The organism is Corallococcus sicarius (genome assembly GCF_003611735.1).
Classification (GTDB): Bacteria; Myxococcota; Myxococcia; order Myxococcales; family Myxococcaceae; genus Corallococcus; species Corallococcus sicarius.
This window is the reverse complement of record NZ_RAWG01000122.1, coordinates 1-26,171: the sequence shown is the minus strand read 5'-3', so window position 1 is coordinate 26,171 and position 26,171 is coordinate 1. Positions and strand designations below refer to the sequence as shown.

Genomic DNA, 26,171 nt, shown 5'->3' with positions numbered 1-26,171 from the left:
CCCCCGAACCGCCCCCTCCGTCCTGCCCGGACCCAATGACGTCTGCTGGTGCGGCAGCGGCTCCAAGTACAAGAAGTGCCACCGCGGCGCGGACACCGTGGAGGCGCGCAAGAAGGGCACCGACCTCAACGTCCGCAAGGGCCTGCGCCCGGGCATCGTCAGCCCCCGGCGCGTCGTGCCCATGACCATCGCCCGGCCCGAATACGCGGACTCCGTGGGCGGCCGGCCGTCGCGCTCCCGGAACGAGTCGGACGTGAAGTCGCCGGACGTCATCGCCCGCATGCGCCGCGCCTGTCAGGCCGCGGCCCAGGTGCTGGTGGAGACCGCCCAGCACGTGCGCGTGGGCATCACCACGGATGAGCTGGACGCCATCGCACACGAGGCCTACCTCAAGCGCGGCGGCTACCCCAGCACCCTCAACTACCACCGCTTCCCCAAGTCGCTCTGCACCTCCGTCAACGAGGTCATCTGTCACGGCATCCCGGACAGCCGCGCGCTGGAGGACGGCGACATCGTCAACCTGGACATCACCATCTACCTGGATGGCGTCCACGGCGACTGCTCCGCCACGTACCTGGTGGGCAACGTGGAGCCGCAGCACCAGCGCCTGGTGCAGATTGCCCGCGAGTGCCTGGACGTGGGCATCGCCGCCGTGAAGCCCGGCCGCCCCATCAGCGACATTGGCCGCGCGGTGGAGGCCCACGCCGTCAAGAACGGCACCAGCGTCGTGCGCGCCTACTGCGGCCACGGCATCGGTGAGACCTTCCACACCGCGCTCCAGGTGCCCCACTACTACGAGCCCGAGGCCGACACCGTCATGCAGCCCGGGATGATCTTCACCGTGGAGCCGATGATCAACCAGGGCCACTGGGACCACCGGACGTGGAACGACGAGTGGACCGTCGTCACCGCGGACGGCATGCGCAGCGCCCAGTTCGAGCACACCCTGCTCGTCACCGACACGGGCGCGGAGATCCTCACCCTGCCGTAGACCTGCCGCCCCTTGAAACATCACGGGCCCCGGACGCGCTGCTGTGCGTCCGGGGCCCGCTTCATTCCAGCCCTTCGGCTACGCCCGACGACGGCGCAGCTTCAGCATCAGGCCCACCGCGAGCAGCAGGCTCATGGCGCCCATGGGACCGGGGTTGGTGCTGCGGCAGCCGCAGCCGTCGCCCTCGTCACCTTCGTCCGGGTCCAGGGCGTCGTCGGTGACGAACACCGCGGTGGTGCGCGCCGGCACCGTGAAGCTGCCCGCGTTCCGGTCGTACGAGGACTGGCGCACCACGGGGTCGGTGGAGTCCTTCAGCACCGGGTGCAGCTTGAGCTTCACCGACTCGTACCCGGCCGCCTTGAACGTCTGCGCGTCATCCGTGCCGTTGAACAGCACGACGGCGCGCTTGCCCTCCGCGTTCGTGCCGTGCTCCTGCATGGCCATCACGATGAGGCCGGGGATCTGATCCGGGCCGGTGTTCAGGAACCGCACGTGTTCCATCACCTCGTCGCCCGTGCGCAGCCGGAACAGCCGGCTGCTCTTGCGGACGGTCAGCATCTCCTCGAAGTGGTCGCGCGCGCGCACGATGTTCACCGACACCGGCTTCAGCGCCACGTCCGCCAGCAGCGGCCCGAAGAGCGGCCAGTTGGCGGTGTTCTCCGGGGCCGGGGGCAGGCCCACGCCCCAGTTGTTGGACTGGTACGTCCAATCCATCTTGTTGAACCAGTCCCCGGAGTTGAAGCTGTTGCGGTCCAGCGACTTGGAGCGCAAGAGCTCATCACCCGCGTGGAAGAACGGGATGCCCTGGCCCAGCGCCACGAGGGCGATGCCCAGGTTGTTCATCCGCACGCGCTCGTCCAGGGGCAGGTCGCGCCGCGCCTTCAACTGCACCGCGTCGAACAGCGTCTCGTTGTCGTGCGCGGAGACGTAGGTGATGACCTCCTGCGGATCCGTGGTGTAGCCCGCGGGCGCCCCACCGTTGTAGAGGACCTGTGAGCCCTTCACCTCCGCGCCCGTGCGGTCCTGGAGCACGTAGTCCTTCAGGTTGCCCGTCAGGCCCACGCGGATCCAATCACCGTAGGTGAGCAGCTTCTCCTTCTGCGCCGCTTCCGTGCCCTGGTCCGTGCTGTTCGGATCCGACAGCAGGCCGGTGATGAAGCCCTGCTCCTGCAGGCCGCTGAAGGGGCCACCGCCGCGGGCGCCGTCGCGCAGGCGGTCGTTGAACGTGCCAATGCCCGTGCCCGCCATGTTGAGCTGCGTGGCGTTGGTGCCGCGCGCGTTGTTCGCCACCTCGCCGAAGTCCCAGCCCTCGCCGTAGACGTAGATGGCCTTGCCGTCCACGCCGTCCTTCGCCACGGTGAGCGCGTCCAGCGTGGCGCGCAGCTTGACCATGTTGGACTTCAGGTGGTGCCCCATCAGGTCGAAGCGGAAGCCGTCCACCTTGTAGGCCGTGGCCCACGTCACCACGGAGTCGATGAGCAGCTTCTCCATCATCGCGTTCTCGGACGCGGTGTTCTGGCAGCAGGTGCTCGTCTCCACGTTCCCGTCGTCGTTGAGGCGGTGGTAGTAGCCGGGGACGATGCGGTCCAGCACGCTCTTGGCGTCCTGGCCCGAGGAGTTGGTGTGGTTGTAGACCACGTCCATCACCACGCGCAGGCCGCGCTGGTTGAGCGACTGCACCATCTCCCGGAACTCCACCGTGCGCGTGGGGCCTTCCGCCTGCGTGGCGTAGCTGCCCTCCGGCACCGTGTAGTGGTACGGGTCATAGCCCCAGTTGAAGCCGTCCAGGTCCGCCACGGCCTTCACCGCCGCCTGCTGCTGGTCGGAGTCCGGCGGCAGCGACACCAGGTCGCCCGCGGGCTGCTGCTGCCCGGCGCGGTCCTCGTTGATGGTCGCGATGTCGAACACCGGCAGCAGGTGCACGTGCGTCAGGCCCGCCTTCGCCAGCCGCGTCAGGTGCTTGGTGCCGTCCGACTCCCGCGCGAACGCCTTGAACGTGCCGCGCTCGTTCTGCGGCACCGTCGCGTCGTTGATGCTGAAGTCGCGCACGTGCAGCTCGTAGAGGACGATGTCCTCGGGGGCCTCCAGCGCGGGCTTCTTCAGCGTGCTCCAGCCCTGGGGCGCGAGCGTGGGGTCCGCCAGGTCCACGATCTGGCTGCGCTCGCTGTTGGTGGAGAGGGCCACCGAGTACGGGTCGGTGACGCGGTTGGTGACCACCTTCCCCTCCTTGCGCACGTAGACCTCCGCCTCGTACAGGTAGAAGCGGCTCTTCCACGTCGCGTCGCCCGTCGCGCTCCACACGCCCTTCGCCCCGGCCACCATGGGCACGCGGGTGAAGGCCGCCGTGGGGGTGGCGTCCGCGAACAGCAGCAGGTTCACCTGCTTCGCCGTGGGCGCCCAGACGCGCAGCGTGGGGATGCCCGCTTCAAACGACACGCCGAGCGCGCCGTCGTACGTGGACAGCTCATCCAGCACGCCCGCGAACTGCGCGCTCGTGGCGTCCAGCGGCGTGCCCTCCGCGTTCGTCGCGGACAGCACCACCTGGCCCTTGAGCCACGCAGCCGCGTTCGCCGCATCCGCCTCCGACAGCTTCAGCACCGGCCGGCCCACCAGGTGCGGGAAGCGCGCCTGCTGCGCGGCGGTGAGCCCCGCGGCGTCCACCGTCAGAGTCACCGCGGTACCGCCCTGCACGCCCGTGCCCGCGAGCGTCATCGCGCCCGTGGGGTCCGTGTGCAGCTTGAACACCGTGCCCGCGGGCACCGCGACCTCCGGGCTCCACACCAGCGTGTCGCGCGCCACCCAGTGCGCGCGCGCCAACAGCAGGTTTCCGGCCGGAGCTCCCGCGGCGCGGATGGTCACCTTCTTGGACGCGCCGGAGTCGAACGTGATCACCATCTCCTGGTTGTCCTCCGTCACCGCGAACGCGGCGTTGCCGCCCGGGTACGACGTGGCCCAGCCCTCGTCGAGCGCGACCTTGCACTCGTAGTTGCCCTTCGGCAGCGCCTTGGTGGTGAAGGCATAGATGCCGTCGCCGTCCGGGTCCTGCATCATCGAGCGCAGGCAGTCCGGCTGCCAGTCACCCGGGCAGCCCAGCTCGCTCTGGAAGCTGCCTGCGACCGTCGCGATGGTGCCGGAGCGGTTGCTCGTCACGTACGCCGTCTTCGCGTCGAAGTAGAACTTCACCGCGCCCGTGGTGGCCTGCGTCAGCACGATGTCCGCGCCGCCGGGGCCGCCCTGCGTCTGCGACAGCGAGCCGTCCAGCGCGACCTTGAAGCGCCACGTGCCGGCCGGCACGTTGAACGAACCCTGCCAGACGTCATCCGCCGCGTCGTACGCCAGCGCCGTCTGCGCGCAGGTGGGGTCAAGGTCCGCGGCGCAGCCGGCCTCGCTCTGCAGATCGCCAATGACTGTCACCGACGTCGGTGCCGCCAGCGAGGAAAGGGGAACCAGCGCGGTGAACAGCCCGCCGAACGCGAGCGCGCGCACCGCGCGGGAGAAGGGGATGGGGACTCTCAGGGGAAACCTCCAGGGGGGTGAAAATTTTCGCGCACGCTAGCAGCCGGCCCTGTCACCCGCGGACCGGTGGGCGGGTACCCCGCAGACCCCGCAATCCACCCTGTGGCGTCGGGTCCGGGACGACCACCGACGGCCACCCGGGGGGCTTCAAGCGGGACGCGGTGCGGCAGGACTTACGCGCTCCGTCGAAGTGACCCGCGCCTTGCGTCAAACGGGTGTGCAACGGAAGACATCTGACAGATGGCGCGTTGCGGCATCAGCCGATTGTTCCAAGGGGCCTTCACCCCTCTTCAATCTGTTGGCTACAGTGCCGCGCCCAGATGTCCCTACGTCTCCCCCGCCCACAATCCAACGCTGCCTCCCACCGGGGTCGGATGCTCCAGGGCCTCCTCGCCCTGTGTCTGGCGGGGTGCGCCACGGCCCCGGAGACGCCGACCCGACCCGCGACGGAGGCCGCGACGACGCAGCCCGCCGTGACCGCTCCGGCCCCGGCGGCGCCCGTCGCCGCCGCCCCCGAGCCGGCGCCCGCGCCCGCGTCCAAGAAGGAGCCCGCGCGGCCCTGGGCGGACGAGGTGCTGTACTTCGTGGTGGTGGACCGGTTCGCGGACGGCGACCCGACGAACAACGAGAAGGGCGACCTCAAGGCCCCCGGCACCTTCCACGGCGGGGACCTGAAGGGGCTCACCGCGAAGCTGGACGAGCTGTCGTCGCTGGGCGTGACGGCGCTGTGGGTGACGCCGCTGCTCAAGCAGATCCCCGGCTTCGTCACCGGCTCCGGCTTCCCGGACTGGGGCTACCACGGCTACTGGGCGGACGACTTCCACGCGTTGGATCCGCGCTTCGGCACGGAGGCGGACTTCAAGGCGCTGGTGGACGCGGCGCACACGCGCGGCATCCGCGTGCTGCTGGACGTCGTCTACAACCACCCGGGCTACAACTCGCGCTACCTGAAGGAGAAGCCGGACTGGCTGCGCTCCGAGGACAAGGGCACCTGCGGCCAGGACGACCTGACCTCCTGCGTGGCGGGCCTGCCCGACTTCAAGACGGAAGTGCCGGAGGTGGCGAAGTACCTCCTGGACGCGCAGCTGGACTGGGCGAAGCGCACGGGCGTGGACGGCTTCCGGTTGGACACCGTGAAACATGTTTCACATGACTTCTGGAAGGAGCACCGCCGCCGCACGCGCGCGGAGGTGGGCGCTGACTTCTTCCTCCTGGGCGAGCTGTGGGGCGGCGACGTGGAGTCGCTGGCGCCGTACTTCACCCCGGATGAGATGGACGCCGGGTTCGACTTCGCCTTCCAGGGCAACACGCTCGCCTTCCTGCAGGGCCGGGGCCGCGCGGTGGCGTTTGATCGCTACCTCCAGTCACGCGGGAAGGTGACGCCGGGCCACCACCTGGCGCACTTCCTGTCGTCGCACGACGTGGACGGGGCGCTGCACCAGTTGAAGGGCGACGTGTCGCTCTTCCGGCTGGCCGCCGCGCTGCAGCTCACCACCACCGGCATCCCCGTCATCTACTACGGCGAGGAAGTAGGCCGGGCGGGCGGGGACTGGCCGCAGAACCGCAGCGACATGCCGTGGGGCAAGCAGCCGGTGAAGCCGGGCGCGGGAAAGAAACGCGACGAGGCCCTGCGCGAGTATTACAAGCGCCTCATCTCCATCCGCCGGGCCCACCCGTCCCTGTCGCGCGGTGCGCACGACGCGCTGTCCACCGAGGGGGACGTCTATGTCTTCCAGCGCAGGGACGCGGCTTCGGGTGACACGGTGGTGGTGGCGGTGAACCGGGGCAAGACGCGGGGGACGGCGTCGGTGCCGTGGCCGGAGGGGTGGACGGGCGTCGCGGAGGTGGAGGACCTGCTGAACGGAGGGCGGACGAAGGCGGGCGCCACGCTGGACCTGGCGCTGGAGCCGCTGTCCGCGCGCATCCTCGGACGCGTGCAGTGAAGCATCCGCAGGGCGCGCAGAACCTGACCCGGACGTGCTGCTGTTGTCGTCGGCGCGAGCGGGGCTCTTGTTGGAGGGCCTGATGGCCGGCGTGTCGTTCAAGGACGTGGCGAAGCGGTACGGGGACGTGTCGGTCATCGAGGGGCTCAACCTCGATATCCGCGACCATGAGTTCATGGTCCTCGTGGGGCCGTCGGGTTGCGGCAAGTCCACGGCGCTCCGGATGATCGCCGGCCTGGAGGAGATTTCGGGGGGCACCATCTCCATTGGCCCGCGCGCGGTGAACGCGCTGCCGCCGAAGGACCGGGACGTCTCCATGGTGTTCCAGAACTACGCGCTCTATCCGCACATGACCGTGCGGCAGAACCTGGAGTTCGGCCTCAAGATCCGCAAGACGCCCAAGCCGGAGATGGACAAGCTGGTGGACGAGGCGGCGGAGATTTTGGGCATCACGCACCTCCTGGACCGCAAGCCCAAGGCGCTGTCCGGCGGCCAGCGCCAGCGCGTGGCCCTGGGGCGCGCCATCGTGCGCAAGCCGGCGGTGTTCCTCTTCGACGAGCCCCTGTCCAACCTGGACGCGAAGCTGCGCGTGCAGATGCGCTCGGAGATCAAGAAGCTCCAGCACCGGCTCCAGGTCACGTCCGTCTACGTCACGCACGACCAGATCGAAGCGATGACCATGGGCCACCGCATCGCGGTGATGAAGGACGGCAAGCTCCAGCAGCTGGGCACCCCGCTGGAGGTGTACGAGAAGCCGGTCAACGTCTTCGTGGCGCAGTTCATCGGCACGCCGCCCATCAACATGCTCTCCGCCACGCTGGACGCGGACGGCGCCGCGCTGGTGGGCGAAGGCTTCCACCTGCCCGTGGCGCGCACGCTGCGCGCGGCGACGGCGGGCAAGGGCGGACGCAAGGTGAAGTTCGGCATCCGCCCGGACACCATCCTGCCCGCGGGCGCCACGGCGCGCGGTGAGACGGCCCAGGTGGAGGCCCTGGTGGAGCTGGTGGAGCCGCTGGGCAACGAGCTCATCGTGCACGCCCGCCTGGGAGACAACCCGCTGGTCTTCCGCCTGCCGCCCCAGTCCACCCCCGAGCCGGGCACGAAGGTGCCGGTGTCCGTGGAGCTGGAGTCCCTGCACCTCTTCGACGCTGAATCCGAACTGCGTCTGTCCGTTTGATATCCCGGAGGCATTTCATGACGAACCTGCGAACGTTGCTCGCGGCCCTCTGTCTGTGCGCAGTCGGCCTGTTGCCCGTCCCGTCCTTCGCCGCCACGGAGCTGGTGCTCTGGCACGCCTACCGCGCGGAGGAGAAGACCGCGCTGGAGAAGGTGGTCGCCGAGTACAACAAGGCCAACGAGGCCAAGGGCATCAAGGTCACCACGCTGGCGGTGCCCTACGACGCCTACGCGGATAAAATCTCCGCCACGGTGCCGCGCGGCAAGGGCCCGGACCTCTTCATCTTCGCGCAGGACCGCCTGGGCGGCTGGATTGAAGCGGGCAACACGGTGGAGCCCATCGACTTCTTCCTGGATGACGCGACGAAGAAGCGCTTCATCCCGACGACGATGGAGGCGATGACGTACCGGGGCACCGTGTACGGCCTGCCGCTGAACTACAAGGTCGTCACGCTCATCTACAACAAGAAGCTGGTCCCCACGCCGCCCAAGACGTCCGGTGAGCTGGTGACGATGGCGAAGAAGCTCTCCGACGCGAAGGCCGGCCGCTTCGGGCTCGCGTACCCGTACGGCGACTTCTACTACCACGCGGCGGTGATGAACGGCTTCGGCGGCGGCGTGTTCGACGCGAAGACGAACCCCACGATGAACTCGCCCGCCAACGTGAAGTCGGTGGAGCAGGTGCTCAAGTGGAAGAAGGACGGCATCCTGCCGGCGGAGCCCTCCAGCGCGCTCATCACCTCGCTCTTCAACGAGGGCAAGACCGCGATGGTGTTCTCCGGCCCCTGGTTCCTGGGGGAGATCGCCAAGAACGTGGACTACGGCCTCGCGAAGCTGCCCACGCTGGATGAGAACAAGGGCACGCCGATGAAGCCCTGGATGACGGTGGAGGGCGTGTACGTGGCCGCTCCGTCGAAGAACAAGGAAGCGGCGTACGACTTCGCGAAGTTCCTCACCGACGTGGGCCCCGGCAAGACGCTGGCGCTGGAGGGCCGTCAGAGCCCGGCGAACCAGGCGGTGTACTCCGACGCGAAGGTGGCCGCGGATCCGCTGCTCAAGGCGATGAAGGAGCAGGTGGACGTCGCGGTGCCCATGCCCAACCTCGCGGAGATGTCCATGGTCTGGACCCCCGCGACCTCCGCGATGAACTCCGTGCTCAAGAACGCGGCCACGCCGAAGGCGGCGCTGGACGTGGCCCAGAAGAGCGTGGCGAAGGACGTCGCCGGCCTGCGCAAGAAGTAAGTGAGGACCTCGAAGTGAGCCAGAACGCCCCCGTGCAGCCCCCTTCCGCGCCCGTCACCTCCGTGACGGCGCGCACCTCCCCGAGCGGCGACGCGACGGCCCCCTCTTCGTCGGGGCCCTCGGGCCGTTCCGGACGGGGACACTGGGGGCGTGTGCTGGTGGGCCTGGCGCTCGCGCTGGCCGTGACCCTGCTCCTGGCGCACGGCCTGCTCGCGCGCGCCCAGGAGGAGCGCGGCGCCGAGCGTGCGCAGCGCAAGTCCGTGGTGGCCCTGCTGGGCCTGACGGACCTGGTGCAGCGCGCGGGGGGCACCGGCGACGCGGTGCGCGCCGTGGTCTCAGGCTGGCCCCGGGCGGAGGGCGGCGCCGCGCGCGTCATCGCCTTCAGTGGCATCCGGCTGGAGGCGTCCACCTTCCCGGAGGACACCGGCGACAAGGCGGCCCCGCGCCGGCTGTCGCGCGAGGAGAAGCCGCTGTACGACCGCGGCCAGCGCCTGCGCGCCGCGGTGGAGACGAACCGCGAGGAGGGCAGCGCGCGCAAGTCGGAGGTGGAGTCGCAGACGCTGCCCAGCGGCGGCCGGCTCTTGTCCGCGCCGGTGGAGCTGGACGGGCAGGTGGTGGGGGCGGTGGAGTGGTTCACGCCGGTGCTCACGGAGGCGGAGGCGCCTTCCTGGGGCCCGGTGCTGCTGGCCTTCCTGTTGCCGCTCGCGGCGTGCGCGGCGGCGGTGTTCGCGCTGTCGCGCCAGGGCGCGCGCGTGGCGGTGGCGGCGGTGCTGTTCGTGGCGGGGCTGGGCGGCTACACCGTCTACTCGCTGCGCGCGCTGGACGCCGAACTGCGGGAGACCGAAGAGGCCGTGAGCGCGGAGCTGCGCACGCGCGGTGAGAAGGCCCAGGCCCTGCTGGCCGCGAACAGCCTGACGGCGGAGCCCGCGCTGAAGCCCGGCGCGTGGGACGCGGACGCGATGCGCCGCCCGCTGGGGCAGCTGACGGACGCGGGCGTGCCGGACGCGGGCAAGCTCGCGGCTCGCGGCGCGCAGGTGCGCGGCGAGGCGGGCAAGGCGCTGGGCGCGCTGGGGGTGCTGGGGCTGGCGGTGCTGCTCTTCATCGGCCTGGGCGCGCTGCACCGCGCGGTGGCGACGGCGGTGGAGTTCCGGCAGGCGTACGCCTACGTACTGCCGGCGATGGTGGGGATGGTGCTGCTCGTCTTCTTCCCCTTCGCCTACGGCATCACGCTGTCGTTCACCGACGCCAACCTCTACAACAGCAGCCAGCCGCTGTCGGAGCTGTGGATCGGCCTGAGGAACTACGCGGACATCCTGGGGGACTTCAGCTTCGCGAAGACGGCGGCGGACGGCTCGCTGGTCTTCAACTACCTGAACTTCTACTACACGCTGCTGTTCACCATCGTGTGGACGGTGACGAACGTGACCATCGGCGTGACGGTGGGCCTGCTGCTCGCGCTGGCGCTCAACGTGCCCAACCTGCGCCTGCGCCCCATCTACCGCGTGCTGCTCATCCTGCCGTGGGCGATGCCCAACTACATCACCGCGCTCATCTGGAAGGGCATGTTCCACCAGCAGTTCGGCGTGGTGAACCACGTCTTCCGGATGTTCGGCAGCGAGGGCATCGCGTGGTTCGATTCGCCCCTCACGGCGTTCTTCACCGCGCTGGCCACCAACGGCTGGCTGTCCTTCCCGTTCATGATGGTGGTGTCGCTGGGCGCGCTCCAGTCCATCCCCGGGGAGCTGTATGAAGCGGCGCGCGTGGACGGGGCCAACCGCTGGCAGCAGTTCACGGCCATCACGCTGCCCGCGCTGAAGCCCGCGCTGGTGCCGGCCATCATCCTGTCGGTGGTGTGGACCTTCAACATGTTCAACATCATCTTCCTGGTGACGGCGGGCGACCCCGGCGGCTCCACCGAAATCCTCGTCACCCAGGCGTACAAGTTCGCCTTCGAGCGCTACCGCCACGGCTACGCGGCGGCGTACTCCACCGTCATCTTCGGCATCCTGCTGATGTACAGCGTGGTGCAGAACCGCATGAGCCGCGCCACGGAGGCCGCGTAACCATGGCGCTCTTCACTGAACGTCGCGAAGGCGTCTCCCACCTGCCGCTGCACGTCGTGCTGGTGGCCTTCACCCTCTTCACCATCTACCCCATCCTCTGGGTGGTGAGCCTGGCCTTCTCCGGCAAGCAGAGCCTGGCCATCGCCACGCTGCCGGAGAACCCCACCTTCTGGGACCGGCTGCGCGCGGTGACGCCGTGGCCGGAGCAGTTCTCGTCGTCCAACTTCGTGTCGGTGATGACGGATCAACCGTTCGCGAAGTGGATGCTCAACAGCGCCATCGTCTCCATTGGCACCACGGTGCTGGGCGTGTTCCTGGCGTGCACCGCGGCGTATGCCTTCAGCCGCTTCAAGTTCCCCGGCCAGCGCGCGGGCATGATGGCGTTCCTCGTGTCCCAGATGTTCCCGGGCACGCTGATGCTCATCCCGCTCTACATCATCCTGGTGCAGTGGCTGGGCCTGGGCAGCAGCCGGCTGGGCCTCATCATCGTGTACGCCACCACGTCCATCCCGTTCAGCGTGTGGATGCTCAAGGGCTACTTCGACACCATCCCCCGGGACCTGGAGGAGGCGGCGATGATTGAGGGCGCATCCGTGGGGCGCATCTTCTGGAGCATCATCCTGCCTTTGGCCAAGCCCGCGGTGGCGGTGACGGCGCTCTTCAGCTTCATGACGGCGTGGAACGAGTTCATCCTCGCCGCGACGTTCATGGACCAGGAGACGATGTACACGGCGCCTGTCGGCCTGCGCTTCTTCGTGGGCGGGTTCAGCCAGCAGTGGGGCTACTTCGCGGCGGGCTCCATCATCGTGTCGGTGCCCGTCGTGTTCCTCTTCCTGTTCCTCCAGAAGTACCTCGTCTCCGGGCTCACCGCCGGCGGCGTGAAGGGTTAGTCGCAGTCCTTCGCAGTCCTTTGTCGTCACAAGGAGCCACCCCCATGATCAACCCCCGCATCGCAGTCCTCACGCTCGCCGCCTCGCTGGCGACGGTGCCCGCCCTGGCGGCCGACAAGGTGTCCCTCAAGGACCCCACCGGCGACGACAAGGGCCCGGGCAAGTACGTGTACCCGACGGACCCCGTGTACAAGCCGGGCTCGTTCGACCTGACCGGCTTCACGCTGGACAAGGGCGGCAACAAGACGGACCTGACCATCCAGATCAAGGGCTCGCTGGAGAACCCCTGGAAGATGGCGGACGGCTTCTCCGTGCAGGAGGTGTTCGTCTTCATCGACACCGACCGCAAGGTCGGCAGCGGCTTCACGGACTCCCCCCCGGGCCTGAACATCGCGTTCGACGCCGCGGACGCCTGGGACAAGGTCATCGTCATCTCGCCGCAGGGCTCCTCGCGCGTGCGCGCGGAGGCCAACAACAAGGCCGGCGCGATGAAGGGCGCCGTCGTGGTGCCCACCAAGGTGCGCGCCTCCGGCAACAAGATCACCGCCACCGTGATGAACGCGGACCTGGGCGAGGGTGATCCGTCGCAGTGGGGCTACCAGGTCGTCATGCAGTCCAACGAGGGCTTCCCGGCGGACAACGACCTGCTCACGCGTCGCGTCAACGAGTACGAGGGCCAGCACCGCTTCGGCGGCGGCACGGACTTCAACTGCGACCCGCACGTGATTGACGTGCTGGCCGGCCAGGCCAAGGGCGACGGCTCCGAGGCGAAGGCGCAGTACGACATGCTCGCCTACGAGTGCGGCTCCGACGGCACGTCCAAGAAGAAGGCCACCCTGCGCATGGTGGGCCCGAACCGTCCGTCCACCACGGAGGCCCGCGCCGCGACCCCGGCTCCGGCCGCTTCGCCCGTCCCGGCTCCGGCGCCCGTGCCCACGCCGGCCGCTCCGGCTGGAACGACGGTGGCGCCCACGCCGGCGCCCACGACCGCTACGCCCACGAAGTAGTGGGCGACTGTTCAAAAACGGTCTGTTTCCAGGTTTGATGCAACACGGGGAGGGCTGCCGCGGTGAACCCGTGGCGGCCCGGGAGAGGGGATGACCCCCCTCTGACTCAAGTTTTCGAGAAGGGTTTTCCGAACATCATGAAGATTCGCACGAACGTGGTGCGGGGAGCGTGTGTGCTCTCCGTTGCGGCCGGCCTGATTCCCGGGACGGTCATGGCGCAGGACAGCGGCCCCAAGCTCACCATTGGTGGCACGACCTATACCAAGTACCTCTGGGGCAACCAGCGGGACCAGGGCGCGCTCTACAACTTCTCGACGGTGCCCGGTGAGGGCTACGGCGACAACGGCATCGGCACGGAGCTGGAGCTGTTGCTCAACGCGAAGATCTCCCCGCAGGTGGAGGTCAACGGCCGCATCCACAGCCGCTTCAACCAGAACTTCTGGACGAACTTCGGCGGCTTCGGCGGCAAGAACCCGCCGACCGGCTGCACCGCGGGCGACTGCGGCGAGTTCGACCCGCGCTCCAACCAGTACATCAAGCTGCGCGGCATGTCGGTGACGCTGCGCCCGGGCTACCTCATCGACTCGGCGCTCATCGGCGCGACGGACCTGGGCCAGTTCGACCCGTTCGTCATCGGCCGGGTGCGCTACATCGACCGCGACAACGCGGCGGCCATCATGATCCAGGGCTCCAACCTGGACCGGAAGATCACCTGGGACGCGGCGCGCATCTCGCTGCCCCGGCTCTGGGCCGGCCCGAACTTCAGCACGGGCGCCTTCCACGCGCGCGACGCGGCCTACGGCTTCCAGGCGAAGTACACGCCCACGGAGATGTTCGACGTGGGGGGCATCTTCCAGTACGCGAACGACCAGGAAGTGAACGCGGAGGACACGAACCTGGATGACGGGCGTGACCTGACGCCGCGCTACCGCAACGGCGTGGGCGGCCTGAAGGCCGGCCTGCACATGGGCTCGTGGCTGGACGTGCGCGGCGCCGTGTACACGTCGTACTCCAACGCGGACCCCATCCTGTCGCCGAAGAGCTTCGGCGTCGGTGGGTACAGCGCGGTGCTGGCCGGTCACCACACGGACCAGACGTACATGCTGAACGCGTCCGTGAACGACCCGCTCGACGTGGGCCTGTCGCTGAACTTCCAGCTCTTCAGCATCGGCGCGGACTACATGGCGGTGATGGCCAGCCGCCGCGAGGCGGACGTGCTGCTGACGGAAGGCCACGACGGCAGCTTCGCGTTCCCGGGCCCGTCCAATGCCTCCTACGGCAGCTACAAGGGCAACCCCACGCGCATCGGCTACGGCGGCTGGTCCAGCGAGTCGCAGCAGGTGGCGACCATCAACGTGGACAACGACTTCACGGACTTCGACGAGCCCTTCGCGGAGACGGCGATCGGCTGGAAGGGCGCGACGCTGAACCCGGTCTACACGAACAGCGCGCTGGAAGTGGCGGGTGAGTATTCCTTCATCACCTACAACACCAACTGGCAGGCGTACGGCAACGAGGACAGGCCGCTGGGCGACAGCCAGTACCCGGGCACGGAGCTGGATTCGGGCGTGGGCCACAACTACCGCACGGCCTACCAGCCCTTCCAGGACAAGAAGACGCACCTCATCGCGCTGCGCGCGAAGTACGTGGTGGACGTGCTCAAGGGCATCGATGTGTTCGGCAAGTTCAAGTACATCCACGAGAACGACAAGCGCATGAACGACGCGCGCTTCCTGCCGTTCGCGGAGGGCGCGTGCGCCGGCGGCGGCGTGGCGTGCGACAACGGTCTCATCAGGACGTACGGCTCCGGCAACAGCACCTCCGATCTGTACAGGAACCCGGACGTCATCACGAACAGCCAGGGTGAGACGGGCTACGCCTTCAAGCCGTTCGACAACATCGCCGACGACGACCGCGTGCTCGACTACACGACGTTCACGGCGGGCGCCGGCTACCAGTTCACGGACGACCTGTACCTGTCCGCCAGCTACTCCAAGTTCTTCGCGGACCTGCTGGACGGCAACACGGCGTTCCAGGCCTACGGCAACCACGAGATGGCGTCCGGCAAGCACAACAAGAACCAGGTGCTGGTGAAGGCGCGCTACATCCTGTCCGGCGTGGAGTTCGGTCTGGAGGGTCAGTACGCCTTCGGTTCCTTCCGCCCCGACTTCGGTGACGGCTTCGTGGTGCAGTACGCGGACGACACCACCGCCGCGGACCACAACGTCGCGGTGGGCTCTCGCGGCTTCCGCGGCCGCAACGGCGGCTGGAACAGCCTGGAAGAGCGCAACTTCGACCACATGCGCGTCAAGGCGTTCATGAAGGCGCAGTTCTAGTTCCCGTCGAAGCATGACGGAGCTTGGGAGCCCGGGGCGCCGACAGGCACTCCGGGCTCCTTGCGTTTGGAGCACCGCGCGGTACACCTCCGGGAGGTCGTCCCCTTCGTGCTCGAGGTGTCCCGTGCTCCTGCGCCGCCGCGGTCTGTCCGCGTTCCTGCTCGCCACCACCCTGTCCGCGTGTTCGGGGGCCCGGACGCACGAGGACTCGCTGCTGTTCCGCCTGGAGGATCCGGCGGGGGACGACCACGGTGACGGCGAGCTCGTCTACCCGCGCCGGGGGGACCTGGGGCCCGGGGACCTGGACGTGGTGGCGGTGGCGGCGTTCGCGGACGACGGGGCGACGCGGTTCGAGGTGACGTTCGCGCACCCCATCTCGAAGCCGTCGCGGGCGCAGGCGGTGGACATTGGCGGGTCCACGGTGGCGGACCGCGCGCGGCACGGCTTCTACACGTTCAACGTGGACCTGTACGTGGACACGGACCGGGCGACGGGCTCCGGGCGCACGGACACGCTGCCGGGGCGGGAGCTCACGCTGACGCCGGACTCCGCGTGGGAGAAGGCGGTGGTGCTGACGCCGCGGCCGTACGAGGCGCGCGAGACGCTGCGCAAGCACTGGCGCGAGGCGGCGCTGCGCGCGTACGAGCAGAAGACGGGCCCCATTGGCGGCAAGGTGGAGGCGGAGCTGAACGCGAAGGCGGAGGCGGAGCTTTCAGCGCAGGTGTTCTTCCCCACGCTCATCCAGGTGAGCGGCCGCACGGTGATGTTCCAGGTGCCGGACAGCTTCCTGGGCGAGCGCGCGCGGAAGGACTGGGGTTACGGCGTGGCGGTGACGGGGGCGTCCATCGACCGGCGCGTGTCATTGGGTGGGGTGTTTGGCGGCGTCACCGAGGGTGGGCCGAAGCTGATGGCAATGCCCATCGCGCCGGGGGAGCCGCTCAACGAGCGCTTCGGTGGGGGCCGCAAGGGTGACCCTTCGCAGTCGCCGGTGGTGGACCTGCTGGTGCCGCCGGGTGATTCGCAGGAGGCGGTGCTGGGGCCCGCGAAGCCGGCGTGGTCCACGGTGGTTCCGTCGGGGCGTGTGGTGCCTGCGGCTCCTGCGGCGACGGTGGATGCGGGTGTGTCTGATGTGGCGCCGGTGGAGGACGCGGGTGTGCCTGAGGCTGCTCCGTCGGCGGCCCCGGTGACGGGTGGTGCGGTTGCGCCTGTTCCGTCCAGCGTGCCCGGGGATGCGGGCAGCGCTTCGCCGTCGCGCTGAGCCTGAGCGCGCGGTTTCACGGCCGGTCACTGTCAGGATGGGGCGTCGCGCATCCTTGAGGGGCGTGGCCGCCCCTGACGGGGTGTACCGGAGACGTCCATGTCCCTGTGTCGGAGCTGGGCCGTTGGGGTGTTGCTGCTGCCGTCGGAGCTGGCGTGGCTGCTCCAGCAGGGCCGCGGTGGCGCGGCCGAACTGGCGCGGCGCTTCGCCCAGGCGGGAGACGGCTACGTCTCCCGTTCCTGGCGTCAGCCCGTCGTCTGACGGGACGCCTACTGCAACCGCCAGATGCCGGTGCCGCGCGCGGGCAGGCTCGTCTTCCACGCGCCCGAGCCACCGGTGAGCTGCGACACGCCCGTATCCGTGAACAGCGGCTCCGCCGTCGTGCCCTCCACCTCGAGCGGCCCCACGGAGACCTGGGCGTTGGAGAAGTTGTGCACCACCAGCACCTGCTCGCCATCCAGCGTGCGCACGAACGCGAGCGTGGGGGACGGGCCCGTCGTCGGCGTGAAGAGGCGCAGGCCTCCGGTGCGCAGCGCCTCCGAACCCTGGCGCGCGCGGAGCAGCGCCTTGTAGCGAGACAGCAGCGAGCCCGGCGCCGCCTTCTGCGTCTCCACGTTCGCCGTCTCCCTCCCGGACGCGAAGCCGTACCACGGCGTGCCGGTGGTGAAGCCGCCACCCGCCGCGGCCGTCCACGGCATGGGCGTGCGCTTGGACTCGTCGTTGTTGGCCGCGCCGTTGCCCAGCCCGACCTCCTCTCCGTAGTAGAGGAACGGCGCGCCCGGCAACGTCAGCAGCACCGCCGCCGCCAGCCCCAGCTTCGACGTGTCGTTGGAGAACTGCGTGGCCACCCGCACCATGTCGTGGTTGGTGAGGAAGGGCGCGTCCGCCACGCCCGCCGGGTAGTTGTTGCGCATCTCCAACAGCTTCGTCGCCACGCCCCCGCCGCTGCCCGCGTTGATGCCCTCGAGCACACGGGTGGACAGGGGGAAGTTGAAGTTGAGCGGCAGCTCGTCCCCTCCGGGCACCTGCGCCGTGGAGCCGTAGTACTTCGCCACCGAAGGCGTCTCGCTCCAGTTCTCTCCCACCAGCACCGCGTCCGGCTTCACCGAACGCACGTGCGCGGAGAACTCCTTCCAGAACGCGTGCGTCTCCGCCGTGTCCGCCTGTCCCGCGCCGCCGCCCGTCTCGATGAGGTAGCGGGCCGCGTCCAGCCGGAAGCCGTCCACGCCGCGCTGGAGCCACAGCGTGGCCAGACGCTTCACCTCCTCGCGCACCGCGACCGTCTGCACGTTCAGGTCCGGCATCCCGCCCCAGAAGACCCCGTAGTAGTACGCGCCGTTGCGCTCGTGCCACGTGTCCGTCGTGGAGTAGGCCAGGTCCCACGGCTGCTTCCACGCCGGGTTGGTGTCCCGCCACGAATACCAGTCCCGCTTCGCCGACCGCGGTGAGGACGCCGACTCCACGAACCACGGGTGCGATGAGCTGGTGTGGTTGATGACGAAGTCGAGGATGACGCGCATGCCCCGGCGGTGCGCTTCGTCACACAGCTTCTGGAGGTCCTCCGCCGTGCCGTACGCGGTCTGGATGCGCTCGTAGTCCACCACGTCGTAGCCGTGGTAGCTGGGCGACGCGAACACCGGCATCAACCACAGCGCGTCCACGCCCAGGTCATCCGTCGTCGCCGGGTTGCCGTCGTTCAGGTAGTCCAGCCGCGAGATGAGCCCGGGCAGGTCGCCCACGCCGTCGCCGTTGGAGTCCTGGAAGCTGCGGACGAACACCTCGTAGAAGACGGCGCCCCGGTACCACGCGTCGCCCGCGGGCGGCGCGAGCGTCACGCTGCCCGGCGAAGGCGGAGGGACGGGAGGCGGAGGCGAGGAGCTTGCGCAAGCCGACAGCAGGGCCGCGCTGAACAGGGAGAGGCCGCGGAGGGGACGCATGACCTCCAGCTCTAGCAGCGAACGTTCCACGGCGGCCAGCGTCCGCGCCGCGTGCCGCGCGCCCACCCGGACAGTAGGCTTGGGGCCGCCATGTCCCACCCCGTGCGCCGCCTCCATTCCCTGCACATCCGTCAGGGACACCCGGACTTCCTCGACCTCCCGTGGGAGCTGCCGCTGGAGGCGTGGTCGGAGCGTTCACCCCGCGTGGTGGAGGTGCCACGCGGCCTGTCCCGGCACGTGGTGCTGTTCGTCAGCTACGGCGCCACCATCTACGCCTTCAAGGAGACGCCCGCGCGCGTGGCCCAGCGCGAGTACGACCTGCTGCGCGGACTGGAGGACCGGCGGCTGCCGTCGGTGGTCCCCGTGGGCCTGGCCATCCAGACGGAGGCCGGACACGACTCCGTGCCGGATGACCGACCCGCGATGCTCATCACCCAGTACCTCGCCTCGTCGCTGCCGTACCGCGCGCTGTTCATGCAGCAGGGGTTGGAGCGCTACCGCTCGCGGCTCCTGGACGCGATGGCGGGCCTGCTGGTGCGGCTGCACCTGGGTGGCTTCTTCTGGGGCGACTGCTCCCTGTCCAACGTGCTCTTCCGCCGCGACGCGGGCGAGCTGCAGGCGTACGCGGTGGACGCGGAGACCTCCGAGCTGCACGAGCAGCTCTCCCCCGGCCAGCGGGAGATGGACCTGCAGATCATGGAGGAGAACGTCGCGGGCGGGCTCGCGGACCTGGCCGCGCGCGTGGAGCTGCCGGAGGAGCTGCCCGCGGAGCTGGAGGCCTGGCAGGAGACGGCCACCAGCATCCGCCAGCGCTATGAGCGACTGTGGGCGGAGATCAACCGCGAGCTCATCCTCCAGCCGCACGAGAGCTACCGCATCCACGAGCGGATCCGCACGCTCAACGACCTGGGCTTCTCCGTGGGCGAGGTGGAGCTGCTGGCCAGCGCGCAGGGCAGCCAGCTGCGCATGCGCACCATCGTCACGGACCGCGAGTACCACCGGCACCAACTCCACACGCTCACCGGCATCGTCGCGGAGGAGCGGCAGGCGAGCCTGCTGCTCAACGAGATGCAGGAGATGAAGGCCACGCTGACGCGCAAGCTGGACCGCAGCGTGCCCCTGAGCGTGGCCGCGTTCCGCTGGCTGGACGAGCGCTACCACCCCGCGCTGTCCCAATTGCAGAAGGACCTGGGACGCGCGGCGGACACCGCGGAGCTCTACTGTCAGGTGTTGGAGCACAAGTGGTTCCTGTCCGAGCGCGCGAAGCGCGATGTGGGCCTGGACGCCGCGCTCCAGGACTACGTGACGCTCAGCCGCAAGCAGCCCGGCATCGCGCCGCTGGTGGAGGACGCGACGCGGGCAGCGCAGGAAGCCTCGGAGTTCGCGCCCGCGCTGGAGGCCGACGCGGACGTCCTGCCTCCACGCTCCGTGACGTGACGACTCAGATGCGGATGGGCGGCTCGATGAGGAACGGCTCGGTGGCCTTCGGGTCGTCCGGGTCGAACGCGGGCGCGAGGGGCCCCGCGCCCGTGGGCTTCCACTTGCGCGGCACGCGCTCCAGGCCCACCGGGTAGATGGTCAGTACGCCGTCCTTGCCGATGCGCAGGCGCAGGAAGTTCTTCCAGTCCGGCAGCGCGAGCGACCCGAAGGCCTCGTTGGAGTGCGCGCCGAAGAAGTTCACGCACAGCCAGAGGTAGAGGCCGGTGATGAACGGGCCCACGAGGAAGCCGCCCACGAAGGTGAGGCCGCAGGAGAAGAGGAACTTGCCGGCCAGGTGCATCCACCCGTCCGCGCAGTGCGCGCCGTCCGGCGTCAGCACCGGGCAGATGCCCAGGTGGCTGACCGTGAAGTAGACGCCTCCCCAGGCGACGCAGAACGCCGCCGCGATGTGCGCGAGCCCGTGCAGCCCGCCCAGGAGCGCGCGCCATTTGCCGAGCGCCGCGTCCGCGAGCCCCGTGAGCCCGCCCACTGTCACCAGTCCGAGGATGAGCGTCCACGGCCGGTTGACCATGTTGTTGGCCACCGTCGTCACCACCTGCGGCAGTTGGGACAGGCCCAGCGAGCCCACCTCCGCGTAGGCCGCGAGCGCGAGCAGCAGGTACCAGAGGCCGGTGATGAGGCCGAACAGCGGGCTGTAGCGGATGAGCAGCAGGTTCTTGCGCGCGAGCTTCCGCGAGGTGGCCTCGTCCGGGAAGCTCTTGCGCAGCGTGGAGCCGTCGCGCAGCACGGGCGCCGCGGGCGCGTGCGTGGGGTGCATGAAGGCGCCGCCGCCGCCCGCGGTGATGCGGTGCTGGCCGGTGTCGTCCTCGTGCCGGCGGTAGTGGTGCAAGTCTCCCGCGAGGAACACGCAGATGCGCCGCCCGAGCACCTTCTCCTCCAGGTACTCCAGGTTGTTCTCCAGGTAGCTGCCCTTGTTGCGCCGCGAGGCCGCCGCGAGGATCCACGCCGGCTCCGCGTTGCAGAGGATGACGCGGTCGTTGGGGCCCATCTGCTCGGCGACGTTGCGGAAGTACTCCACCTGGGGCACGTCGATGTCGCTGTTGAGCTGCACGTCGGTGCCGATGAGCCACCAGTCGTGCGGCAGCTTCAGCGCGAAGTAGCTGCGGCTCTGGCGCGTGCGGCGGCCGGCCACCCAGCGCTGCGCGCAGAACAGCCGCATGAAGGCGGACAGCCCGTCGTACCAGTCGTGGTTGCCGGGGATGACGAACAGGTCCGGGTGGGGCGCCTGCGAGCGGCGCATGGCGGCCTCGTAGGGCTGCACCGTGCGCTCCTCGTAGGTTTCGCGGCTGGCGCCCGGGTAGACCTCGTCGCCGCCGAACACCAGCACCCGGCCGCGCGGCGTGATGTGGACCGTCTTGCCGTCCTCCTCCGGCAGCTTCAGCTCCGGCAGCGCCAGCAGGCGCGCCACCGCGTAGGTGGAGTCCCAGCCGTCGCCGATGTCGGAGACGTAGTCGAGCCACAGGTCGCCGTCCGCGCCTGCCTCGTCCGAGTAGTCGAAGAAGGGCGCTTGGGGCCGCACCACCGCTTCGATGAGCCGGTGGTCCGCCCGCGCGCCGAACACCGTGGCCACCACCGCGTCCAGGCCCGTGCGCAGCACCTGGGTGGGATGCAGCCAGCGCACCATGTCCGCGTGCTTCTGGGGCTTGGTGGCGGTGGCGCTGCCCCGCTCGCGCACCAGGTGCGGCGGCGAGGGCAGCGGGCCCGGGTCATCCCAGGGCGCGGGCGTGTCGTCACGGCGGGCCCCGGAGGGCTTCGTGGGTTCAGCCGCCATCGCGGACTCCCGGGATGACGGAGGAGGACGGCAGGGAAGGGGGCGGTGCCAGGGCGGACCGGAGAGCCATGCACCCCTGGCTTAGCATGTCCGCCACGGACTCCTGGAGAGCAGGCAGGCATGGTTTCCGTTCCCTGGCGGGACGGTGCTTTGCGAGCATGGGGCCATGTCGGACGCCCCCCTGAAGGCCTTCCCTGTCGTCGTGAGCTTCCCCGTGCACTGGAGCGAGATGGACGCCTACGGGCACGTGAACAACGCCCGCACGTTCACCTGGTTCGAGTCCGCGCGCATCGCGTACATGGCGCGCGTGGGGCTGGTGGGGCCGTCCGCCGCGGGCGCGGACACGACGGTGGGGGGCATTGGCCCCATCCTGGCCAACACGCACGCGGACTATGTGCGGCCCGTGGTGTTCCCGGCGAACCTGGTGGCCGGAGCGCGCGTCACCCGGGTGGGCACCTCCTCCATCACCTTCGAGCACGTGGTCGCGGGCGCGGACGATGGCGTCATCTACACGCGGGGCGGCTCCATCGTGGTGACGCTGCGCTACGCGACGCACGAGAAGGTCCCCGTGCCCCCGGAGGTTCGCGCGGCCATCGAGAAGCTGGAAGGGCGCCCGGCTGGCGGTTAGTCCCAGCGAGCTGTCGAGCGGGGTCTGTCGTGCCCTGGAAATCCAATGGGGCGGCTCAAGCGTCCCTCTCGTGCTGTCCTGAAAGCCCCATGGTCATCTCTCCCCCTGCCAATCCCCACATCCGCCCTGCTGACGCGAACGCGTCCAGTGTCGCATCCGACGTCGAGGCCGTGGGTCGCATCGACGCGGTGAAGACGGTGTTGAAGGTGCTGACGCAGACGACGGGCCTGCGCCTGGCGGTGGTGTCCCGCGTGACGCCGGAGTCGTGGACGTGCTGCGCGGTGCTGGACGAGATGAACTTCGGGCTGCGCGTCGGGGACACGCTGGAGGTCGCCACGACGTTCTGCAACACGGTGCGGAACATGGCGGGGCCGCTGCTCGTCAACCATGCGAGTCAGGATCCCCGCTTCAAGGACCACCCCGCGCCGAAGATGTATGGCGTCGAGAGCTACATCGCGGTGCCGCTGTACCGGCGCAACGGGGAGTTCTTTGGCGTGATGTGCGCGGTGGACGCGAAGCCTGCGTCCGTCAGCGAGGACAAGCTGGAGGTCTTCCGCCACCTGGGGGACCTGGTGGGCCATCAGCTGGAGCAGCAGGAGGCGCTGAGCGAGCGCGACTCGCAGCTGCTGGGCGCCCGCGAGGCGTCGCTCTTGCGTGAGCAGTTGATGGGCATCGTGAGCCACGACCTGCGCAACCCGCTCAACGCCATCTCGCTGGCGGCGGCGACGCTGATGCGGCGCACGGACCTGGACGACCGGGCGCGGCGGGGGCTGCGGCGCATCCTGGATTCGTCGGACCGGGCGAACCGGCTCATCCTCGACCTGCTGGACTTCACCCACGTGCGCACGGGCATGGTGTTGCCGGTGAAGCCGAAGCCCGTGGACCTGCACGAACTCACGCAGCAGGTGGTGGACGAGGTGCAGCTCACGGCACAGGGCCGCGCGCTGGACGTGCAGTGCACCGGGGATGCGCAGGGGGCGTGGGATCCGGACCGCATCGCGCAGGTGCTCACGAACCTCATCACCAACGCCGTCCAGTACAGCCCGGCGCAGTCGCACATCCGCGTGGAGGCGCGCGGTGAGGCACGGGAGGTCGTGCTGAGCGTGACGAACGCGGGGGCGGTCATCCCGGAGTCACTGATGCCGTCCCTCTTCGAGCCGATGACCCGGGGCACCACGGAGGGCAGCGAGCGCCGCAGCGTGGGGCTGGGGTTGTTCATCGTGAACCACATTGCCCGCGCGCACGGTGGCCACGTGGATGTGGTGTCCACGGCGGAGACCGGCACCACCTTCCGGGTGCACCTGCCACGCGGGTGACGTGGCCTTGATCAGGGCGCCGGCGGTACGGGCAGGGGCCGCTTGAGCACGACGAGCGCGAGCGTGGTGGCCAGCGTGCCCGCGACGAGCGCCAGCACGTAGGGCCCCAGCGGCGCCACCGCGTTGGGGATGGCGAGCACGAAGACGCCTCCGTGCGGTGCCCTCAGCGCGCAGCCGAAGCCCATCGACACCGCTCCCGCGACGGCGGAGCCGAAGACGATGGAGGGGATGACCCGCAGCGGGTCCCGGGCCGCGTAGGGGATGGCGCCCTCGGTGATGAACGCGAGCCCCAGCACCGCCGCCGCCTTGCCCGCTTCGCGCTCCTGGAGCGTGAAGCGGCTCTTCGCCACCACCGTCGCCAGCGCCAGGCCCAGCGGTGGCGTCATGCCCGCCACCATCACCGCCGCCATCGGCGTGAAGGTGCTGGAGCCCAGGAGCCCCACCGCGAACGCATAGGCCGCCTTGTTGATGGGGCCTCCCGTGTCGAACGCCACCATCGCGCCCAGCAGCAGCCCCAGCAGCACCGCGTTCGCTCCGGACATGCCGGTGAGGAAGCGCGTGAGGGCGCCCATCAACGCGGCCACGGGCGCTCCAATCACATACGTCATCAACAGGCCGACGATGAGCGCGGAGAGCAGCGGGATGACGAGCACCGGCTTCAGGCCCTCCAGGTTCCTGGGCAGCCGGATCCGGTCGCGCAGCGTGCGCGCCACGAAGCCCGCGAGGAAGCCCGCCGCGATGCCTCCGAGGAAGCCCGCGTTGAGCTGCTGCGCCAGCATCCCCCCGATGAAGCCCGGCGCCAGCCCCGGACGGTCCGCGATGGAGTACGCCAGGTAGCCCGCCAGCGCGGGCACCATCAGCGCGAACGCCGCATCACCAATGCCCTTCAACGCCGCGGGCAGCGTGCCGGGTTGCTTGTACGCGTCGATGCCGAAGACGAACGACAACGCCAGCAGCAGGCCGCCCGCGACCACGAAGGGCAGCATGAACGACACGCCCGTGAGCAGGTGCTTGTAGGCGCCCGCGGGCTCTGCCTTCACGCGCGCGCCGGTGGGGAGGACGGCGGGACGAACCGCGTCCGCGGGTTCGGGGAGCGCGAGCGCCTGCTCCACCACGCGGTCCGCCTGCTTCAGCGCTTCACCCACGGAGGTCTGGAGCAGGCGCTTGCCGGCGAAGCGCTCCGTGGAGACGTGCGTGTCCGCGCCGATGATGACCGCGTCCGCCTGGGCGATCTCCTCCGGGGTCAGCGTGTTCTTCGCGCCCACGGAGCCCTGCGTCTCCACGCGGATGGCGTAGCCCTTCGCTCGGGCCGCGCGCGTGAGGGCCTCCGCCGCCATGAAGGTGTGCGCGATGCCCGTGGGACACGCGGTCACGGCCACCAGCGTTCCGGCCGGTGTGGAGGACGGAGGCGTGCGCAGGGGCTCCCCGGTGGGGTCGGCGCGGCGCGGAGTTCCGGCAAGGGCCGCGTCCGAACGCGTCGGGCCCGAGGAGTCGGTCAACAGCCCGTGGGGCCGTGGGAAGGAGACCCCCGTGGAGGGCTCGGCGCGGCGTGAGGCTCCTGCCGTGGACAGGGGCGCCCGTGAGGGCTCGGACTGGCGTTGCGTTCCCGCGAGGGGCGCCGGGGTGCGTGCCGGCCCGGAGGAACCGCCCTGAGCCTGCTCGGTCTGGCGTGGCGCTCCTGCGAGGGAGGCAGGGGGCCGTGACTGCCCTGAGAAGCCGCCCGGAGCCGCGAGGGGCGCCGGGGTGCGTGCCGGCCCGTCCGTATCCGAGGACTGAGACGCTCCCGCCAGGGGCGCAGGAGTGCGTGCTGGACCGGGGGCCTGCGCTGCTCCCGCGAGGGGCGCTGGGGTGCGTGCCGGCCCGGAGGCCGTGCCCGAGGACTGCGAGGCTCCCGCGAGGGGCAGCGGTGCCTCTCCGTGCTGGGGCTCCGTGCCCGAGCGAACGTCCGAGGGCGTGGCCGTTCCCGCCTCGGTGGCGGCCGCCGTGCGGTGCAGGGTGGCGCGGGCCACGGCCTCGTCGATGATGCGCTCGGTGTCCCGGATGGCCGCCGCCGTGGAGGTGCGGACGAGCGGCTTGCCGTGGAAGCGCGACTCGTCCACGGTGATGTCCGTCGCGAGGATGACCGCGTCCGCCTGCGCCACCGCCTGCTCCTCCAGCGGCGTGCGCACGCCCTCCGCGCCGCGCGTCTCCACCGTCAGGTCGTGCCCCTTGAGGTCCGCCACGCGGCGCAGCGCCTCCGCCGCCATGAAGGTATGCGCGATGCCCGTGGGACACGCGGTGACCGCCACCAGTTTCGCCATCGTCGTCGTGTCCTTGTCGTGTCCGTCGTCTCAGGCGTTGCCCAGCGGATGCAACCGCACCGCGCCCATCAATGCCGCCACGCGCTCCGGTGTCGGCGGCACCGGCCCCACCCGCGCGAGCTTTCCCGCCGCGAAGGCCGTGCCCCTCCGGGCGCACGTCTCCAGGTCGTTCCCATCCAGCCGCGCCGCCAACACGCCCGCCACCAGCGCATCCCCCGCGCCCACCGTGCTCGCCACCTCCACCGGTGGCGAGCACGGTGGGCGCGGGGGATGCGCTGGTGGCGGGCGTGTTGGCGG

The 26,171-nt window shown here is 69.9% G+C and carries 18 protein-coding genes; 13 read left to right on the top strand and 5 right to left on the bottom strand.

From position 1 onward, the window contains the following. Positions 1-22: 22 nt before the first annotated feature. Entirely contained in the window at positions 23-991 is a 969-nt protein-coding gene (map, locus tag D7X12_RS19890) for a type I methionyl aminopeptidase (RefSeq protein WP_120626853.1), read from the top strand. A gap of 78 nt (positions 992-1,069) precedes the next feature. On the opposite strand, the gene pulA is transcribed toward map, so the two are convergent. Beyond that, on the bottom strand, positions 1,070-4,405 hold the full coding sequence (pulA, locus tag D7X12_RS19885) for a pullulanase-type alpha-1,6-glucosidase (protein ID WP_244224659.1): 3,336 nt from the start codon (positions 4,403-4,405) through the stop codon (positions 1,070-1,072). Positions 4,406-4,881: 476 nt separating this feature from the next. Between pulA and D7X12_RS19880 the strand changes: the two genes are divergently transcribed. From D7X12_RS19880 to D7X12_RS42935, 9 genes are all read left to right on the top strand, one after another. Next, entirely contained in the window at positions 4,882-6,450 is a 1,569-nt protein-coding gene (locus tag D7X12_RS19880) for an alpha-amylase family glycosyl hydrolase (protein WP_120626851.1), read from the top strand. An 82-nt stretch (positions 6,451-6,532) separates the two neighbouring features. Further along, a complete protein-coding gene (locus D7X12_RS19875; protein WP_120626857.1) occupies positions 6,533-7,627 on the top strand; it encodes an ABC transporter ATP-binding protein in 1,095 nt (364 codons plus the stop codon). A 17-nt stretch (positions 7,628-7,644) separates the two neighbouring features. Continuing rightward, positions 7,645-8,868 (top strand): extracellular solute-binding protein, encoded by a 1,224-nt coding sequence (locus D7X12_RS19870; RefSeq protein ID WP_120626850.1) that lies wholly within the window; start codon positions 7,645-7,647, stop codon positions 8,866-8,868. A 14-nt stretch (positions 8,869-8,882) separates the two neighbouring features. Continuing rightward, on the top strand, positions 8,883-10,931 hold the full coding sequence (locus tag D7X12_RS19865) for a carbohydrate ABC transporter permease (protein WP_120626849.1): 2,049 nt from the start codon (positions 8,883-8,885) through the stop codon (positions 10,929-10,931). A 2-nt stretch (positions 10,932-10,933) separates the two neighbouring features. After that, positions 10,934-11,821 (top strand): sugar ABC transporter permease, encoded by an 888-nt coding sequence (locus tag D7X12_RS19860; protein ID WP_120626848.1) that lies wholly within the window; start codon positions 10,934-10,936, stop codon positions 11,819-11,821. A 44-nt stretch (positions 11,822-11,865) separates the two neighbouring features. Further along, complete coding sequence (locus tag D7X12_RS19855; protein WP_208719162.1) at positions 11,866-12,828, top strand: glucodextranase DOMON-like domain-containing protein; 963 nt, start codon at positions 11,866-11,868, stop codon at positions 12,826-12,828. Positions 12,829-12,965: 137 nt separating this feature from the next. Then, positions 12,966-15,164 (top strand): hypothetical protein, encoded by a 2,199-nt coding sequence (locus tag D7X12_RS19850; protein WP_120626847.1) that lies wholly within the window; start codon positions 12,966-12,968, stop codon positions 15,162-15,164. Between the two features lie 124 nt (positions 15,165-15,288). Then, a complete protein-coding gene (locus D7X12_RS19845) occupies positions 15,289-16,422 on the top strand; it encodes a glucodextranase DOMON-like domain-containing protein (RefSeq protein ID WP_158620080.1) in 1,134 nt (377 codons plus the stop codon). A 99-nt stretch (positions 16,423-16,521) separates the two neighbouring features. Beyond that, entirely contained in the window at positions 16,522-16,683 is a 162-nt protein-coding gene (locus D7X12_RS42935) for a hypothetical protein (RefSeq protein WP_158620079.1), read from the top strand. 8 nt (positions 16,684-16,691) lie between these two features. Here the strand turns inward: D7X12_RS42935 and D7X12_RS19840 are convergent, their stop codons facing one another. Continuing rightward, positions 16,692-18,359 (bottom strand): alpha-amylase family glycosyl hydrolase, encoded by a 1,668-nt coding sequence (locus tag D7X12_RS19840; protein WP_120626855.1) that lies wholly within the window; start codon positions 18,357-18,359, stop codon positions 16,692-16,694. A gap of 90 nt (positions 18,360-18,449) precedes the next feature. Between D7X12_RS19840 and D7X12_RS19835 the strand changes: the two genes are divergently transcribed. Continuing rightward, entirely contained in the window at positions 18,450-19,796 is a 1,347-nt protein-coding gene (locus D7X12_RS19835) for a DUF4032 domain-containing protein (RefSeq protein WP_244224658.1), read from the top strand. Between the two features lie 4 nt (positions 19,797-19,800). On the opposite strand, the gene D7X12_RS19830 is transcribed toward D7X12_RS19835, so the two are convergent. Next, on the bottom strand, positions 19,801-21,630 hold the full coding sequence (locus tag D7X12_RS19830) for a metallophosphoesterase (protein WP_120626845.1): 1,830 nt from the start codon (positions 21,628-21,630) through the stop codon (positions 19,801-19,803). 166 nt (positions 21,631-21,796) lie between these two features. Between D7X12_RS19830 and D7X12_RS19825 the strand changes: the two genes are divergently transcribed. Together D7X12_RS19825 and D7X12_RS19820 are read left to right on the top strand one after the other, a co-directional pair. Then, positions 21,797-22,258, top strand: coding sequence for an acyl-CoA thioesterase (locus D7X12_RS19825; protein ID WP_120626844.1), 462 nt, complete (start codon positions 21,797-21,799; stop codon positions 22,256-22,258). Positions 22,259-22,347: 89 nt separating this feature from the next. Further along, positions 22,348-23,574, top strand: coding sequence for a GAF domain-containing sensor histidine kinase (locus D7X12_RS19820; RefSeq protein WP_120626843.1), 1,227 nt, complete (start codon positions 22,348-22,350; stop codon positions 23,572-23,574). A gap of 11 nt (positions 23,575-23,585) precedes the next feature. On the opposite strand, the gene D7X12_RS19815 is transcribed toward D7X12_RS19820, so the two are convergent. Both D7X12_RS19815 and D7X12_RS19805 read right to left on the bottom strand, forming a co-directional pair. Beyond that, positions 23,586-25,874 carry a PTS fructose-like transporter subunit IIB gene (locus tag D7X12_RS19815; RefSeq protein WP_208719160.1) on the bottom strand — a complete coding sequence of 763 codons (2,289 nt, stop codon included), beginning with the start codon at positions 25,872-25,874 and terminating at the stop codon, positions 23,586-23,588. A 30-nt stretch (positions 25,875-25,904) separates the two neighbouring features. Beyond that, positions 25,905-26,171 (bottom strand): PfkB family carbohydrate kinase (locus D7X12_RS19805; protein ID WP_244224657.1); only part of this gene is annotated, 267 nt, incomplete at its 5' end.

Coding starts and splice junctions, on each gene's coding strand:
- D7X12_RS19830 (WP_120626845.1), bottom strand. CDS start 21,630: ATGGCGGCTGAACCCACGAAGCCCTCCGGGGCCCGCCGTGACGACACG.
- D7X12_RS19835 (WP_244224658.1), top strand. CDS start 18,450: ATGTCCCACCCCGTGCGCCGCCTCCATTCCCTGCACATCCGTCAGGGA.
- D7X12_RS42935 (WP_158620079.1), top strand. CDS start 16,522: ATGTCCCTGTGTCGGAGCTGGGCCGTTGGGGTGTTGCTGCTGCCGTCG.
- D7X12_RS19825 (WP_120626844.1), top strand. CDS start 21,797: ATGTCGGACGCCCCCCTGAAGGCCTTCCCTGTCGTCGTGAGCTTCCCC.
- D7X12_RS19875 (WP_120626857.1), top strand. CDS start 6,533: ATGGCCGGCGTGTCGTTCAAGGACGTGGCGAAGCGGTACGGGGACGTG.
- D7X12_RS19815 (WP_208719160.1), bottom strand. CDS start 25,874: ATGGCGAAACTGGTGGCGGTCACCGCGTGTCCCACGGGCATCGCGCAT.
- D7X12_RS19855 (WP_208719162.1), top strand. CDS start 11,866: ATGATCAACCCCCGCATCGCAGTCCTCACGCTCGCCGCCTCGCTGGCG.
- D7X12_RS19850 (WP_120626847.1), top strand. CDS start 12,966: ATGAAGATTCGCACGAACGTGGTGCGGGGAGCGTGTGTGCTCTCCGTT.
- D7X12_RS19880 (WP_120626851.1), top strand. CDS start 4,882: ATGCTCCAGGGCCTCCTCGCCCTGTGTCTGGCGGGGTGCGCCACGGCC.
- D7X12_RS19870 (WP_120626850.1), top strand. CDS start 7,645: ATGACGAACCTGCGAACGTTGCTCGCGGCCCTCTGTCTGTGCGCAGTC.
- D7X12_RS19860 (WP_120626848.1), top strand. CDS start 10,934: ATGGCGCTCTTCACTGAACGTCGCGAAGGCGTCTCCCACCTGCCGCTG.
- D7X12_RS19840 (WP_120626855.1), bottom strand. CDS start 18,359: ATGCGTCCCCTCCGCGGCCTCTCCCTGTTCAGCGCGGCCCTGCTGTCG.
- D7X12_RS19820 (WP_120626843.1), top strand. CDS start 22,348: ATGGTCATCTCTCCCCCTGCCAATCCCCACATCCGCCCTGCTGACGCG.